This window comes from Stenotrophomonas sp. STEN046 (genome assembly GCF_056759755.1).
The window spans coordinates 1-13,500 of the sequence record NZ_JBRRDR010000072.1; the positions used below are offsets into that span (position 1 = coordinate 1).

Consider the following 13,500-nt stretch of genomic DNA (forward strand, 5'->3'; position numbering starts at 1 on the left):
GATCTGAGTGGTCGACAACGAGCTGTGGCCCAGCAGCATCTGCAGCGCGCGCAGGTCGGCACCACGGTTCAGCAGATGGGTGGCGAAACTGTGCCGCAGGCCGTGCGGGCTGATCCGCACCGGGTCGATGCCGGCCAGCTGCGCATAACGCTTGACCAGGTGCCAGAACGCCTGCCGGGTCAGCCCGTGCAGGGTCGGCTCCACGAACAGCGGGGTCTGTCCATCTGCCAGCGGTTGCACCCTGCCCTTCCCCACCAGCTGCGGCCGCGACTGCTGCAGGTAGCGCTCCAGCCAGTGCTGCGACTCTTCGCCCAGTGGCACCAGCCGCTCCTTGCTGCCCTTGCCGGTGACCCGCAGCACGCCCTGGCGCAGGTTCACCGCGGTGGCAGGCAACAGCACCAGTTCGCTCACGCGCAGGCCGGCGGCATACATCAGTTCCAGCATGGCGCGGTCACGCAGGCCGAGTGGACTGTCGATGTCCGGCGCCGCCAGCAACGCATCGATCTGGCTCTCGGCCAGCGCCTTGGGCAGCAGCCGTGGCAGCTTCGGCGGATCCAGCAGCGCACTGGGGTCTTCACTGCGCTCGCCGCGGCGCACGGCATCGGCAAAGAAGGCGCGCAGGGCCGACAGCAGGCGTGCATTGCTGCGCGGCGACCAGTTGTGGCGGGTGCGCCAGGCCAGGTAATCGAACAGGCCGGCGCGCTCGATGCCGGCCAGACCGCCGTCGCGGCCATCCATCCAGCGCGCCAGTCCTTCCAGATCGCGCCGGTAGCTGTCCAGGGTGGCGCGGGCCAGACCGTTCTCGGCCCAGATTGCATCGAGGAAGCGCTGGATGCGCACGCTGTCGTCGCCGCGCAGTTCGGGCAGCTGCAGTACCAGTTCGCGGCGTTGCGCAGGAGTGGAAATGACGGCCATGCGTGCAGGATACGAGGCCGGCTGCGGGCACGGCCAGCATTGCGTATGCTCGGGGCATGTCGAGCCCCGCCACCGATGCGGCCCACGCCGCCACCGAAACGCCCCGTCCGCGTGCGCTGCTGCTGTGGCGCGTGCTGGCGATGATCTACGACGCACTGCCGGTGCTGGCGTTGTGGATGCTGGCCGGCACCGCCTTCACGCTTGCCTACACGTTCAGTGGCCATGCGCAACGCGAAAACATCGCCCCCTTCAGCGTGTGGCAATGGCTGCTGTGGGCGGTGTGCTGGGCGATCACCGGCTGTTATGCCACGGCCAGCTGGGGCCGCGGCGGGCAGACGCTGGGCATGCGGCCATGGCGGTTGACGCTGGAATCGGCCGATGGCACCCCGCTGCGGCGCAGCCAGCTATGGCTGCGGTACGCGGTGGCCACGCTGTCGCTGCTGCTGGGCGGCCTCGGCTTCTGGTGGGCGTTGATCGACCGTCAACGGCTGACCTGGCATGACCGCGCCAGCGGCACTCGGCTGCGGCGGATGCCGAAGCGCTGATCGGTTTCCCGCCACGCCGGGCATGACCCGGCGCCACTCCATCGTGCGGACAGGGTTGGCGCCGGGCCCGTGCCCGGCGGACGCCATCAGCCGCCGGCCGTCGTGGCATCCGGCAGAATCACCGCCGGTTGCGTCCACAGCTCGAAGAACGCCAGGGAAAACGCGTTGGCCTTTACGTCGTCGGCCACCGCAACCTGCCCGCTCAGCTTGCCACGGGTGGCGCCGAAGTCCTGCCACAGCTTCAGGCTCGCCTTCTTCAAGCGCTTCTGCTCGCCCGCATCGGTTGCCGCCAGGTACTGCGCATACAGCTCACGCATCGGCTTGCCCTGGGCCTCATAGGCAGCGGGGAGTTCCGGCAGCTGGGCGGCGGTGAATGCCACCGGGGTCTGCGGCGTCTGGTACCCCCCCGGCCCGAATGCCTCCTTCAGATCTTCTTCGGCTTCCAGGTACTCGAAGAATCCCGGCACGTTGTAGAGCTTGGTCCGGTAGTCGGAGGACGTATCCGGGCTGTTGGACACCACCGTGGTGGGCAGCTCACCCTGCAGCCCGACATCCCACCGGCGCGGAATGAACAGGCCGGTGGCCTTCACGTACGGCCCTTCGATCTCCACGCCATTCAGTTCAACCTTGGAAGCCAGGTTTCCGGTATTGGTTTTGCTGGTCACGTACTGCTCGGTCACGATCACGTATTCGGCCAGGGCCGGGTTGATCAGCCCACCGATGCCGTCGGCATAGACAACCATGCGCACGTTGCCGATCTTCTCGCTCTGCAGCCGGTACTGGCCGGGCTCAAGCGTGAGTGACATGGTCGTGTGTGGTGCAAGCGTGTGCTGCTGCTGGTCGATCGACAGGGTCAGCGGCGCGTCGGTCGGGTTGTCGATCTCGAAGTCGATCGCTTTGCTGCAGCCGGCCGAAAGCAGCACGGCAGCAAGACACGGGATGAGGCGTGGGAAGGTCATGTTCGTCCTTGAAAAGTAACAACAACAGCCGGGCATCGCCCGGCGCCACATATGTCAGCCCGACTTGCGCCGGAACAACAATCCGGAAACGGCCAGCATCACGATCGGCGGCAACGCATAGGCAATACGGTAATCGAACTTCAACGCACCGGCCATGCGCCCGAAGAACAGCTGCAGCAGCCAGAACGCCAACGCGAACAGGATGCCCAGGAACAGGCGCTTGCCCATGCCACCGCTGCGCAGCGAACCAAATGCGAACGGCACCGCCGCCAGGCACAGCGCCAGCACGTTCAACGGATAGAACCAGCGGCTCCAGTACACGTCTTCGTAATCGCGCGCGTCCAGCCCGTTGCGCTCGCGGTAGGCAATGCTGGTGCTCAGCTCGGACACGCTCAGGTTGCGCGGCTTGGCGATGCCGGTGGCCAGTGCACCCGCGTCCAGTTTGGAATTCCACGGCTCGCGTGCCACTTCCTGGCGCGTGGCCGAGCGTTCGGCGAAGGTATCGCGACGCACGCCGGTCAACACCCAGCCGTCCTTGTCATGCTCGGCGGTGGCTGCATGGGTCAGGGTGCCGACCCGTCCATCCTCGTTGATGCGGTACAAGCGCACATCGCGCAGGATCAGCCGCGTGCCCTTGTCACCGACCAGCTGCTCTTCGCCGCTCTGCGCGTTGAGGAAGGTATCGCCCTCGCGCGCCCAGAGGCCGGAATAGCGCGCCACCGCGATGTCGGTGCCCCATTTGGCGCTCATCTTCAGCGAATCGGCGCGGTTCTGGCCCCACGGGCCCAGGGTCTCTGCGCTGATCACCATCAGCCCGGTCAGCAGTGACAGGGCAATCGCCACCGACACGCTCAGCCGCCGGCGCGACAGGCCCAGCGCGCGCAGGGCGGTCAGCTCGGACGTCGCGGCCAACTGGCCCAGGCCCATCAGCGCGCCGATCACCGCCGCGGTGGGGAACATGGTGTAGGCCCGGCGCGGCACGGTGTACAGCACCCATGCTGCAGCATGGCCGAGCGAATAGCCGTTCTTGCCGATGTCCTTGAACTCGCCGGAGAACGCCATCAGCACATCCAGGCCGACCAGCACCGCCCAGGTCAGCAGCACCGTGCCCAGCACCGCCCGGCCCAGGTACAGATCGAAACGCATCGGTCGCAGCATCATGCGCGGGCTCCCTTCGGGCGGGCCATGCGGCCATCGCGCACATACATCCAGACGGCCAGTGCCAGCAGCGGCAGGGTCAGCCACCACAGGCCCAGCGCCGGCGGAATCTGGCCGTTGGCTATCCAGCCACTGCCGATGAACATCATGTTGGTGCCCACCATGTAGGCCAGCAGCGCGAGCATCATCCGGCCGTAGCGCTGCTGGCGCGGCGAACTGCGTCCCAGCGGTACGGTCAGCAGGGCGAAGGCCAGGGCGATCAGCGGCGGCGCCAGGCGACGGTGCAGCTGTGCCTGCGCCTGCGGCCGCGCATCACCGAACAGGGCCATGGTCGGCATCAGCTCGGGGTCATCGCCCTTGCGGGCCTCGCTGCCATCGGGCAGGGCCACGTCGTTGCGGGCGAAGGTAGCCAGGCGGTAGTCCAGCGCGCCGGCAACCGGGCCCTCCAGCTGGTGGCCGTCATCCAGTTCCAGGAAGCGCTGGCGGGCGCCTTCGAAGTACATGCGGCCGCTGGCGGCGGACACCACTTCGAGGCGGTCCTCCTTCTGCCGCTGCAGGAACACTCGGCCCAGCTGGCTGCCGTCGGGCGAGATCGAGGCCACGTACACCACGCCGCCGTTGGGCAGCGGGGTGAACCGGCCCGGCTCCAGGCCGGCCATCAGCACGCTGCGGTTGGCATCCTGGACCATCTGTTCGGCGGTGCGCTGGGCCCAGGGCCCCAGCCACAGCGAACAGGCGCCCACCACCGCCACCACCGGCAGCACCAGCAGCAGCAATGGCTTCAGCAGGCGCTTGGGGCCGACGCCGATGGCGGTAATGACGGCCATCTCCGAGTCGCGGTAGAGCCGGGCGATGGCCAGCAGCAGGCCCAGCATCAGCGCCAGCGGCAGGATCAGCGGCATGTAGACGATGAACTGCAGGCCCAGCTGGGAGAACAGCAGCTTGGCCGGCAGCCGTCCATCGGCGATGTTGCCGAGGATGTCCACCAGCACGCCACCGACGCTGACCACCAGCAGGACGATCAGGGTAGCCAGGAAACTCTGGACGAAATCGCCCAATAGATAGCGGTCGAGCTTCAACATGGGGCGGTGGTTTAAACTCTCAGGTTCGTTCGCGGTGCCGCCCAGTCTAGCGTCTGGGCGTAAACGGTCCGCGATTGTACGGACTTGCCAATGGAATCTGCTCAATGGCTCTCGAATTCACCCTGAACCACCTCGCCGCGGCTTCGGCCGCCGTTGATTGCCTCGTCGTCGGCGCCTATGCCGACCATACCCTGACTGCGGCTGCGCAGGCAGTGGATGCCGCCAGCGGTGGCCGTCTTGCGGCCCTGGCCCAGCGCGGCGACCTGTCCGGCAAGACCGGCGCCACCACCCTGCTGCACGACCTGCCGGGCGTAACCGCCCCGCGCGTGCTGGTGGTCGGCCTCGGCGATGCCGCCCGCTTCGGCGTGCCGCAGTACCTGAAGGCGGTCGGCGATGCCGTACGCGCGCTGAAGGCCGGCGCGGTCCGCAGCGCGCTGTTCACCCTGTCCGAGGTGGCCGTGAAGGACCGCGATGCGGCCTGGGCGATCCGCCAGGCGGTGATCGCCGCCGACCACGCGGCCTACCGTTACACCGCCACTCTGGGCAAGAAGAAGGCCGACGATGCCGGCCTGACCCAGCTGGCCATCGCCGGTGATGACGCGCAGGCGCTGGCCCAGGGCCAGGCCATTGCCGCCGGCGTCGAGTTCGCCCGCGAACTGGGCAACCTGCCTCCGAACTACTGCACCCCGGCCTACCTGGCTGAAGTGGGTGTGAAGTTCGCCGGCGAACACGAGGGCGCCGAAGCGGAGATCCTCGACGAAACGCAGATGGACGCGCTGGGCATGGGCTCGCTGCTGGCGGTGGCCCGCGGCTCGGCCAACCGCCCGCGCCTGGTCGTGCTCAAGTGGAACGGCGGCGGCGACGCCAAGCCCTACGTGCTGGTCGGCAAGGGCATCACCTTCGATACCGGTGGCGTCAACCTGAAGACCCAGGGCGGCATCGAAGAGATGAAGTACGACATGTGCGGTGGCGCCAACGTCATCGGCACCTTCGTCGCCACGGTCAAGGCCAAGCTGCCGCTGAACCTGGTGGTGGTGGTCCCGGCGGTGGAAAACGCCATCGACGGCAATGCCTACCGTCCGTCCGACGTCATCACCTCGATGTCGGGCAAGACCATCGAAGTGGGCAATACCGACGCCGAAGGTCGCCTGATCCTGTGCGACGCGCTGACCTACGCGCAGCGCTTCGAGCCGCAGGCGCTGGTCGATGTGGCCACCCTCACCGGCGCCTGCATGGTCGCCCTGGGCCACCAGACCGCCGGCCTGATGAGCAAGCATGACGACCTGGCCAACGAGCTGCTGGCCGCCGGCGAGCAGGTGTTCGACCGCGCGTGGCGCCTGCCGCTGTGGGACGAATACCAGCCGATGCTCGATTCCAGCTTCGCCGACGTCTACAACATCGGCGGCCGCTGGGCGGGTGCGATCACCGCCGGCTGCTTCCTGTCGCGCTTCGCCGAAGGCCAGCGCTGGGCCCATCTGGACATCGCCGGCGTCGCCAGCGACGAAGGCAAGCGCGGCATGGCCACCGGCCGTCCGGTCGGTCTGCTGAGCCAGTGGCTGCTGGACCAGGTCGCCCGCGCCTGATGCTGTACCTGACCCTGGCCGGCAGCCGCCGGCCGGGGCCTCGCCCATCCTGCCGTGAACCGGCATCGATGGGCTCCTGCCTCACCTGGATGCCGCCATGCCCCGCGCCGATTTCTACCTGATCGCCAAGCCCCGATTCCTGACCGAGCCGCTGCGCCTGGTCTGTGAGCTGGCGCGCAAGGCCAACGACGCCGGCCTGTTCACCCTGGTGCTGGCCCGCGACCAGGCCCAGGCCGAGGAACTCGACGAACTTCTCTGGTCGTTCGACGACGATGCCTACATTCCGCACCAGATCGTGGGTGAAGACGTGGACGAGGAAGAAGCGCTGGTGCTGATTGCTCCGCCCGGGGGCGAGGCGCCGGTACGGCCGCTGGTGATCAACCTGCGCGACGAACCCTGGCTGGGCCAGTGCGAGCGCGTGCTGGAAGTGGTCCCGGCCGACCCGGAAGCGCGCGAACCGCTGCGCGAACGCTGGCGGCAGTACAAGACCGCCGGTTACGACCTGAACAAGCACGACATGTAACCGCCGCCCTGCGAGGTCCCCTTGATGCGCCTGCTGATCGCCCTGATCCTTCCCTGGTTGTCCTTCTTCACCATTGGCCGGCCGTTTGCCGGCATCGTCTGCCTGATCCTGCAGATCACCCTGATCGGCTGGCTGCCCGCCGCGATCTGGGCCGCCTATGCGGTCAGCCAGTACCACACCGATCAGAAGATCCGGCGCGCCCTCGGGTCGCGCTGATCTCCCCTCCGCCTTGATTACCGGTTCCCCTGCATGACCCAACTCGCCTCCAGCTACGACCCGAAGTCCTTCGAGACCGACCTCTACGAGGCCTGGGAGAAGGCCGGCCACTTCAAGCCGTCCGGCACGGGCGAGCCGTACACCATCCTGCTGCCGCCACCGAACGTGACCGGCACCCTGCACATGGGCCACGCCTTCCAGCAGACCCTGATGGATGCACTGGTGCGCTACCACCGCATGCGCGGCTACGACACGCTGTGGCAGGTCGGTACCGACCACGCCGGCATCGCCACCGAAATGGTGGTCAGCCGCAACCTGGCGCTGGAAGGCAACGGCGAGACCCGCGATTCGCTGGGCCGCGAGGGCTTCATCGGCAAGGTCTGGGAATGGAAGCAGCAGTCCGGCGACATCATCGAGCGTCAGATGCGCCGCCTGGGCACCTCGGCCGACTGGTCGCGCAGCACCTTCACCATGGACCCGCAGCCGTCCGAAGCGGTGATCGAGGCCTTCGTGCGCTGGCACGAACAGGGCCTGATCTACCGCGGCCAGCGCCTGGTCAACTGGGACCCGGTGCTGAAGACGGCGATTTCGGACCTGGAAGTGGAGAGCGCCGAGGAAGACGGTTTCCTGTGGTCGATCGCCTACACGCTGGATGAGGGCCTGAGCTACGAGCACGTCGAGCGCGATGCCGACGGCGCGGAAACCCTGCGCGAGACCCGCGACTACCTGGTTGTTGCCACCACCCGTCCGGAAACCCTGCTGGGCGATACCGCGGTGATGGTGCACCCGGAAGACGAGCGCTATGCGCACCTGATCGGCAAGAGCGTGGTGCTGCCGCTGACCGGCCGCCGCGTGCCGGTGATCGCCGACGACTACGTCGACCGTGCCTTTGGCACCGGGGTGGTCAAGGTCACCCCGGCCCATGACTTCAACGATTACCAGGTGGGCGTGCGCCACGGCCTGCCGATGATCAACCTGTTCACCCCGGTGGCGGCGATCAACGAAAACGCGCCGGAACGCTTCCAGGGCCTGGACCGCTATGACGCGCGCAAGGCCGTGCTGGGCGAACTGGAAGACCTGGGCATCCTGGTCGAGACCAAGGCACACAAGCTGCAGGTGCCGCGTGGTGATCGTACCGGCCAGGTGATCGAGCCTTACCTGACCGACCAGTGGTTCGTGAAGATGGACGAGCTGGCCAAGCGCGGCCTGGCGCTGGTCGAGGACGGGAGCATTTCCTTCGTGCCGCCCAACTGGATCAACACCTACCGCCACTGGATGAACAACATCCAGGACTGGTGCATCAGCCGTCAGCTGTGGTGGGGCCACCGCATTCCGGCGTGGTTCGATGCCGCCACCGGCAACTGCTACGTGGGCCGCAGCGAAGACGAAGTGCGGGCGAAGAACAACCTCGGCAGCGACGTCGTGCTGAGCCAGGAAAGCGACGTGCTGGAGACCTGGTTCTCCTCGCAGCTGTGGCCGTTCTCCACCCTGGGCTGGCCGAACGAGCAGGCGATGGCCGAGCGTGGCTTCGACCGCTACCTGCCGTCGTCGGTGCTGGTCACCGGCTTCGACATCATCTTCTTCTGGGTGGCGCGCATGATCATGGCCACCGACAACCTGACCGGCAAGGTGCCGTTCAAGGACGTCTATTTCACCGGCCTGATCCGCGACGGGCAGGGCCAGAAGATGTCCAAGAGCAAGGGCAACGTGCTCGACCCGCTGGACATCATCGACGGCATCACCATTGATGACCTGGTGGCCAAGCGCACCGGCGGCCTGATGCAGCCGCGCATGGTGGAAAAGATCGAGAAGGCCACGCGCAAGGAATTCCCGGACGGTATCGCTGCCCACGGTGCCGACGCGCTGCGCTTCACCATCGCCGCGCTGGCCACCCACGGCCGCGACATCAAGTTCGACATGAACCGCGCCGAGGGCTACAAGAACTTCTGCAACAAGCTGTGGAACGCCAGCCGCTTCACCCTGATGAACACCGAAGGTGCAGCGTTCAGTGGCGTGCCCACGCCGCGTACCGATGCCGAGCGCTGGATCCTTTCGCGACTGGCCGCGACCACTGCCGAAGCGCAGGGGCATTTCGCCGCCTATCGCTTCGATCTGCTGGCGCAGTGCCTGTATGAGTTCGCCTGGAACGCGTTCTGCGACTGGTTCCTGGAACTGAGCAAGCCGGCCTTGAATGGCAGCGATGCGGCCGACGCCGACAGCACCCGTCATACCCTGCTGTACGTGCTGGAAGCGCTGCTGCGCCTGCTGCACCCGCTCACCCCGTTCATCACCGAACAGCTGTGGCAGCAGCTGGCCCCGCGCCTGGGCCTGGCCGAGACCACGCTGTCGCTGCGTCCGTACCCGACCGCCGCCGAGTTCGAGGGCGACTTCGTCCAGGCCGAGGCCGACGTGGAATGGTTGAAGGCAGTGATCAGCGCGGTGCGCCGCGTGCGCAGCGAACTGAACGTGGCTCCGTCCAAGCTGGTGCCGTTGCGCCTGCTGGCCGGGCTGGAGCAGGACCGCGTGCGCATTGAACGATTCAGCGCCTCGCTGTCGTTCCTGCTGAAGCTGGACAGCATCCAGTGGCTGGCAGACGCACAGAGCGCACCGCCGGCGGCGGCCGCCATCGTCGGTGAACTGAAGCTGCTGGTGCCGCTGCAAGGCCTGGTGGATCTGGACGCCGAGCGCACGCGCCTGGACAAGGAGATCAAGCGCGTGGAAGGCGAACAGGAAAAGAGCGAGGCCAAGCTGGCCAAGTTCTCCGACAAGGTGCCACCGGCGGTGGTCGAGCAGGAGCGCGTGCGCCTGGTCGATTGGAACACCCAGCTGGCCGGCCTGCGCGAGCAGCGCGCGAAGCTGTAACGCCGCGCTCGGGTGCGTGCCAACCAGGGTTGGCGCCTACCACGGTGGAATCGGAAACGCCGGGCAATGCCCGGCGTTTCCTTTTGTACGGCATGGCATCATCGATCGATGCCTCTTTCCATCTTCCTGCTGGTCCTGGCTGCGGCCGCACTGCATGCCAGCTGGAACGCGATCGTCAAGCGCGGGCCGGACAAGTTCCTCGGCACCGTGCTGGTCACCGGCAGTGCCGCGCTGCTGTCTGCGCTGATCCTGCCGCTGCTCCCCTTCCCCGCCGCCGCAAGCTGGCCATGGCTGGGTGCCTCGGTGCTGCTGCAGGTGACCTACTACGGGCTGGTGGCGCGCTGCTACCAGCAGGTGGACATGAGCCTGGCGTACCCGATGATGCGCGGCTGCGCGCCGATACTGGTGGCATTGGCCGGTGCGGTACTGGGCGAGCATCTGCCCGCGGTGGCGTGGATCGGCGTACTGCTGGTGAGTGGCGGCATCCTGTGCATGGCGCTGGGTGCGCGCGGCGGTCAACTGCGCCTGCCGTTGCTGACTGCAGCGATGATCGCGACCTACACGCTGGTCGATGCACAGGGCGCACGCCAATCCGGCGATGCGCTCAGCTATACGCTGTGGCTGTTCCTGCTGTCGGGCATTCCACTGCCATTGTGGGCGCTGCATCGGCGCCGTGGCGAGCTGCTGGCGTACGCACGCCGGCATTGGCCGCTGGGCCTGGCAGGCGGCGTCGGCACCACCGCGTCGTACGCGATGGCACTGTGGGCAATGACCCAGGTGCCGGTTGCGATGGTGTCGGCGCTGCGCGAATCATCGATCCTGTTTGCGTTGCTGATCTCGGTACTGGTGCTGCGCGAGCAGGTACCGCGTGCACGCTGGCTGGCAGCCGCGCTGATCGTGGGCGGCGTACTGGCGCTGCGGCTGGCGTGAGGAAAGCGTGCCAACCAGGGTTGGCATCTACCACGGCAGGCGATATGTCGATCACATCGATCACAGTGGAGACCCGTCGGTAGTACCGGCCGCTGGCCGGCAACCCTTCTCCGCTACAGCGGCGGCATCGTCTCCAGCTCGCCATCCACCAGTTCGATCGCCATCACCAGCGCATCTTCGCGCCCTTGCGCGGCCGGGTAGTAACGCGGCCGTCGACCGATCTCGTTGAAGCCTTCGCTGTGGTACAGCGCCAGCGCAGGCGCATTGGACGGGCGCACTTCCAGGAACACGCGCTGCGCGCCACGATCGCCTGCCAGGCGAACCAGGGCACGCAGCAGCTGGCGACCGAGGCCGCGCGACTGCACCAGCGGATCGATGCAGATGTTCAGCACGTGTGCTTCATCGGCGGCGATGCTCAGCACGCCATAGCCGATCAGCAGGCCATCGCGCTCCATGGCCAGGCCGGGGTAACCGGCGCGCAGGCAATCCAGGAAAATGCCGCGTGTCCAGGGATAGGGATAGCCGCGCACTTCGATGGCCATCACTGCATTGAGATCACTCTCACGCAGTGCGCGCATCGCCACCGGTCCAGGCTGGCTGACCGCACTCATGCAGGGCCGTGCCTGCGCAGGGCACGCAGTTGCGGCCACAGCGCGCGCTTGGCCGCAGGATCACGGCGCAGCTGCTCCAGCGGCCAGCTGTCCATCAGCGCCTGCGTGGCCGGATCGTTGGGATTGCAGCCCGATGCGCGCAACAGCGCGATCTGCAGGCGATCGGGCAAGCGCACCACCGGCTGGCGTGCGTTGCCGCTGGGCAGCGGACGGGATGCGGTCGGCGCGGTATCCGGCGCTGCCACCGGTGCCGCCGCGCGTGCCGGTGCGTGCCCGGACTGCGGCTCGGGCGCGGGTTGGTGCTGGTTGCGTTCGGCCGCCATCGCCGGCGGCGCCCTGCGTGCCGGCTCGACCGGCGCAGGCATCGACGCGTTGGCTTCCGCCACGCTCAGCTGCAGTGCCGCGTCCAGCTCGGCCGCCAACTGGCCATCGTGATAGACGGTATAGCCCATGGCCTGCAGCCAGGCCTGCTGGGCCGGAGACCACAGCACGGGCAGGTCCTGGCTCACGCGGCCTCGGGCTTCTTGCGCAGCCGCTGTACGGCCCACATGACCGGGCCGGACAGTGCGTAGAGAATGCCCACGGCAAACAGCACACGTGGCAGGTCGATGACCGCAATGGCAATGGCGATCGGCACCAGAGCCAGTGCCAGGAAGGGAATGCGATCGGTGCGGGTGCCCTTGGCGGCACCGCCCTTGAAGCTCCAGAAGCGGATGCGGCTGACCATCAGCAGCGCAGCAACGATGGTTACCGCCAGCGCGACGAAGCGCAGCTCACTGCCGTTCCAGCCCAGGGTGCCATCGGCGAAGGCCCAGACGAAGGACATCATCAGTCCGGCAGCAGCTGGGCTGGCCAGGCCGACGAACCAGCGCTTGTCGACCACCGCCACCTGGGTATTGAAACGCGCCAGGCGCAGCGCGGCGCAGGCGGCATACAGGAAGGCCACCGACCAGCCGAGCCGGCCGAGCAGCTCGCTGTCGTACTTCAGTTCGGACAGGGACCAGTGATACATCACCAGCGCTGGCGCCATGCCGAAGCTGACCAGATCGGCCAGCGAGTCGTACTGCACTCCAAACTCGCTGCTGGTGCCGGTCAAGCGCGCGACACGGCCATCGAGGCCATCCATCACCGCCGCCACGAACACAGCGATGCTGGCGTTGACGAAATCGCCGTTGGCCGCCGCGATGATCGCGTAGAAGCCGGAGAACAGCCCGGCCGTGGTGAACAGGTTGGGCAGCAGGTAAATCGTGCGCGAGCGCGGCGGCGGTGTGATCGGGTCCATGGAATCCAGTTTAATCGACTTGCCAGCGGTCGGGACCAATGCTGCAATCGGCGTTCTACACCCATTCCGTGGAGTCTGCCATGCGTGCCCTGTCCTGCCTGGGATACCTGCTGCTGTTGGCCAGTGCCAACGTACTGGCCGGCCCCGTCTACAAGTGGAAGGACGCCAAGGGCGTGACCCAGTATTCGGAAACGCCGCCGGCCGGGGCCAAATACGAGACCCGCCAGCAGGCGCGCCCTGCCCAGGCCGACGCCGGCGCAGCCCCGGCCGAAGCGGCGCCGGTGCCCGAACAGTGCACCACCGCCCGGGCCAACGTGGCATTGCTGCAGGGCGAGGGCCAGGTGATGCAGGACACCAACGGCGACGGCAAGGCCGATACCGCGTTGACGGCTGAACAGCGCAGCGCGCAGAAGGGGTTGGCCGAAGCGGCGATCAAGGCCTACTGCCCGCCGGCGGGTTAAGGGGTTGTTCGGCAGGGCTTGCAGCCCTGCACCTGCTTCCAGGCCAGGGCAACTTCAACGTCAAGGTCAAAAGCGGCATCCCGTGGGTTGGCGGGGCGGTGTGGGCTTGCAGGACACGCCGCCCCGCCTCTGACAGATTCCGGGGGCGGCTGGTACTCGCTGCTTTTGGTAGGTGTCGACCTTGGTCGACACGATTCTTCTGTCAGATATCGACATTCAAACTGGGGTCAGAGCCCGTGCCGACCAACGGTCGGCACCCACCAACAGCTGCATGAACCTGTCGAAGGCGGGGTGGGTCCGGTTGCGGGGGCGTGAGCGCCATGGATGGCGCGACCGAGCTTACATGGACGTACTTGCAGCGTCCCCCGCAACC

14 protein-coding genes are annotated in these 13,500 nt (G+C 67.3%); 7 read left to right on the top strand and 7 right to left on the bottom strand.

Going from position 1 to position 13,500, the window contains the following annotated elements; genetic code table 11:
• The coding region (locus ACVOLJ_RS20300) for a site-specific tyrosine recombinase XerD (protein ID WP_481564942.1) at window positions 1-915 on the bottom strand (915 nt) is incomplete at its 3' end.
• Between the two features lie 56 nt (window positions 916-971).
• On the opposite strand from ACVOLJ_RS20300, the gene ACVOLJ_RS20305 reads away from it, so the two are divergent.
• Window positions 972-1,460 carry an RDD family protein gene (locus tag ACVOLJ_RS20305; RefSeq protein WP_481564943.1) on the top strand — a complete coding sequence of 163 codons (489 nt, stop codon included), beginning with the start codon at window positions 972-974 and terminating at the stop codon, window positions 1,458-1,460.
• A gap of 86 nt (window positions 1,461-1,546) precedes the next feature.
• Here the strand turns inward: ACVOLJ_RS20305 and ACVOLJ_RS20310 are convergent, their stop codons facing one another.
• Genes ACVOLJ_RS20310 through lptF form a run of 3 tightly spaced genes read right to left on the bottom strand, consistent with a single transcriptional unit; the run spans window position 1,547 to window position 4,659 of the window.
• Entirely contained in the window at window positions 1,547-2,419 is an 873-nt protein-coding gene (locus ACVOLJ_RS20310) for a hypothetical protein (RefSeq protein WP_475279314.1), read from the bottom strand.
• 54 nt (window positions 2,420-2,473) lie between these two features.
• Window positions 2,474-3,580, bottom strand: coding sequence for an LPS export ABC transporter permease LptG (lptG, locus tag ACVOLJ_RS20315; RefSeq protein WP_475279315.1), 1,107 nt, complete (start codon window positions 3,578-3,580; stop codon window positions 2,474-2,476).
• A complete protein-coding gene (gene lptF, locus ACVOLJ_RS20320) occupies window positions 3,577-4,659 on the bottom strand; it encodes an LPS export ABC transporter permease LptF (RefSeq protein WP_475279316.1) in 1,083 nt (360 codons plus the stop codon). The genes lptG and lptF overlap by 4 nt, the downstream gene beginning before the upstream one ends.
• A gap of 104 nt (window positions 4,660-4,763) precedes the next feature.
• On the opposite strand from lptF, the gene ACVOLJ_RS20325 reads away from it, so the two are divergent.
• The 5 genes from ACVOLJ_RS20325 (at window position 4,764) to ACVOLJ_RS20345 (ending at window position 10,773) form a co-directional block, all read left to right on the top strand.
• On the top strand, window positions 4,764-6,242 hold the full coding sequence (locus tag ACVOLJ_RS20325; protein WP_481564944.1) for a leucyl aminopeptidase: 1,479 nt from the start codon (window positions 4,764-4,766) through the stop codon (window positions 6,240-6,242).
• A gap of 97 nt (window positions 6,243-6,339) precedes the next feature.
• Window positions 6,340-6,765, top strand: coding sequence for a DNA polymerase III subunit chi (locus tag ACVOLJ_RS20330; RefSeq protein WP_025879359.1), 426 nt, complete (start codon window positions 6,340-6,342; stop codon window positions 6,763-6,765).
• A gap of 24 nt (window positions 6,766-6,789) precedes the next feature.
• Window positions 6,790-6,981: a YqaE/Pmp3 family membrane protein gene (locus ACVOLJ_RS20335; protein WP_126929743.1), complete on the top strand. Its 192-nt coding sequence runs from the start codon at window positions 6,790-6,792 to the stop codon at window positions 6,979-6,981.
• Window positions 6,982-7,014: 33 nt separating this feature from the next.
• Complete coding sequence (locus tag ACVOLJ_RS20340) at window positions 7,015-9,843, top strand: valine--tRNA ligase (RefSeq protein ID WP_481564945.1); 2,829 nt, start codon at window positions 7,015-7,017, stop codon at window positions 9,841-9,843.
• 108 nt (window positions 9,844-9,951) lie between these two features.
• Window positions 9,952-10,773: an EamA family transporter gene (locus ACVOLJ_RS20345; RefSeq protein ID WP_481564946.1), complete on the top strand. Its 822-nt coding sequence runs from the start codon at window positions 9,952-9,954 to the stop codon at window positions 10,771-10,773.
• 113 nt (window positions 10,774-10,886) lie between these two features.
• On the opposite strand, the gene rimI is transcribed toward ACVOLJ_RS20345, so the two are convergent.
• From rimI to pssA, 3 genes are read right to left on the bottom strand one after another with little or no spacing between them, the layout of a single operon-like run.
• Entirely contained in the window at window positions 10,887-11,384 is a 498-nt protein-coding gene (gene rimI / locus ACVOLJ_RS20350; RefSeq protein WP_475279320.1) for a ribosomal protein S18-alanine N-acetyltransferase, read from the bottom strand.
• Complete coding sequence (locus tag ACVOLJ_RS20355) at window positions 11,381-11,836, bottom strand: hypothetical protein (protein WP_481564948.1); 456 nt, start codon at window positions 11,834-11,836, stop codon at window positions 11,381-11,383. The genes rimI and ACVOLJ_RS20355 overlap by 4 nt, the downstream gene beginning before the upstream one ends.
• A gap of 53 nt (window positions 11,837-11,889) precedes the next feature.
• Window positions 11,890-12,666, bottom strand: coding sequence for a CDP-diacylglycerol--serine O-phosphatidyltransferase (gene pssA / locus ACVOLJ_RS20360; protein ID WP_475279321.1), 777 nt, complete (start codon window positions 12,664-12,666; stop codon window positions 11,890-11,892).
• An 80-nt stretch (window positions 12,667-12,746) separates the two neighbouring features.
• Between pssA and ACVOLJ_RS20365 the strand changes: the two genes are divergently transcribed.
• Complete coding sequence (locus ACVOLJ_RS20365; protein WP_481564947.1) at window positions 12,747-13,127, top strand: DUF4124 domain-containing protein; 381 nt, start codon at window positions 12,747-12,749, stop codon at window positions 13,125-13,127.
• Window positions 13,128-13,500 lie beyond the last annotated feature (373 nt).

Excerpts from the sequence above, each read along its gene's own strand:
- lptF (WP_475279316.1), bottom strand. The coding sequence starts at position 4,659 with ATGTTGAAGCTCGACCGCTATCTATTGGGCGATTTCGTCCAGAGTTTC.
- ACVOLJ_RS20335 (WP_126929743.1), top strand. The coding sequence starts at position 6,790 with ATGCGCCTGCTGATCGCCCTGATCCTTCCCTGGTTGTCCTTCTTCACC.
- ACVOLJ_RS20310 (WP_475279314.1), bottom strand. The coding sequence starts at position 2,419 with ATGACCTTCCCACGCCTCATCCCGTGTCTTGCTGCCGTGCTGCTTTCG.
- lptG (WP_475279315.1), bottom strand. The coding sequence starts at position 3,580 with ATGATGCTGCGACCGATGCGTTTCGATCTGTACCTGGGCCGGGCGGTG.
- ACVOLJ_RS20365 (WP_481564947.1), top strand. The coding sequence starts at position 12,747 with ATGCGTGCCCTGTCCTGCCTGGGATACCTGCTGCTGTTGGCCAGTGCC.
- ACVOLJ_RS20325 (WP_481564944.1), top strand. The coding sequence starts at position 4,764 with ATGGCTCTCGAATTCACCCTGAACCACCTCGCCGCGGCTTCGGCCGCC.
- ACVOLJ_RS20345 (WP_481564946.1), top strand. The coding sequence starts at position 9,952 with ATGCCTCTTTCCATCTTCCTGCTGGTCCTGGCTGCGGCCGCACTGCAT.
- pssA (WP_475279321.1), bottom strand. The coding sequence starts at position 12,666 with ATGGACCCGATCACACCGCCGCCGCGCTCGCGCACGATTTACCTGCTG.
- ACVOLJ_RS20355 (WP_481564948.1), bottom strand. The coding sequence starts at position 11,836 with ATGGGCTATACCGTCTATCACGATGGCCAGTTGGCGGCCGAGCTGGAC.
- ACVOLJ_RS20305 (WP_481564943.1), top strand. The coding sequence starts at position 972 with ATGTCGAGCCCCGCCACCGATGCGGCCCACGCCGCCACCGAAACGCCC.
- rimI (WP_475279320.1), bottom strand. The coding sequence starts at position 11,384 with ATGAGTGCGGTCAGCCAGCCTGGACCGGTGGCGATGCGCGCACTGCGT.
- ACVOLJ_RS20340 (WP_481564945.1), top strand. The coding sequence starts at position 7,015 with ATGACCCAACTCGCCTCCAGCTACGACCCGAAGTCCTTCGAGACCGAC.
- ACVOLJ_RS20330 (WP_025879359.1), top strand. The coding sequence starts at position 6,340 with ATGCCCCGCGCCGATTTCTACCTGATCGCCAAGCCCCGATTCCTGACC.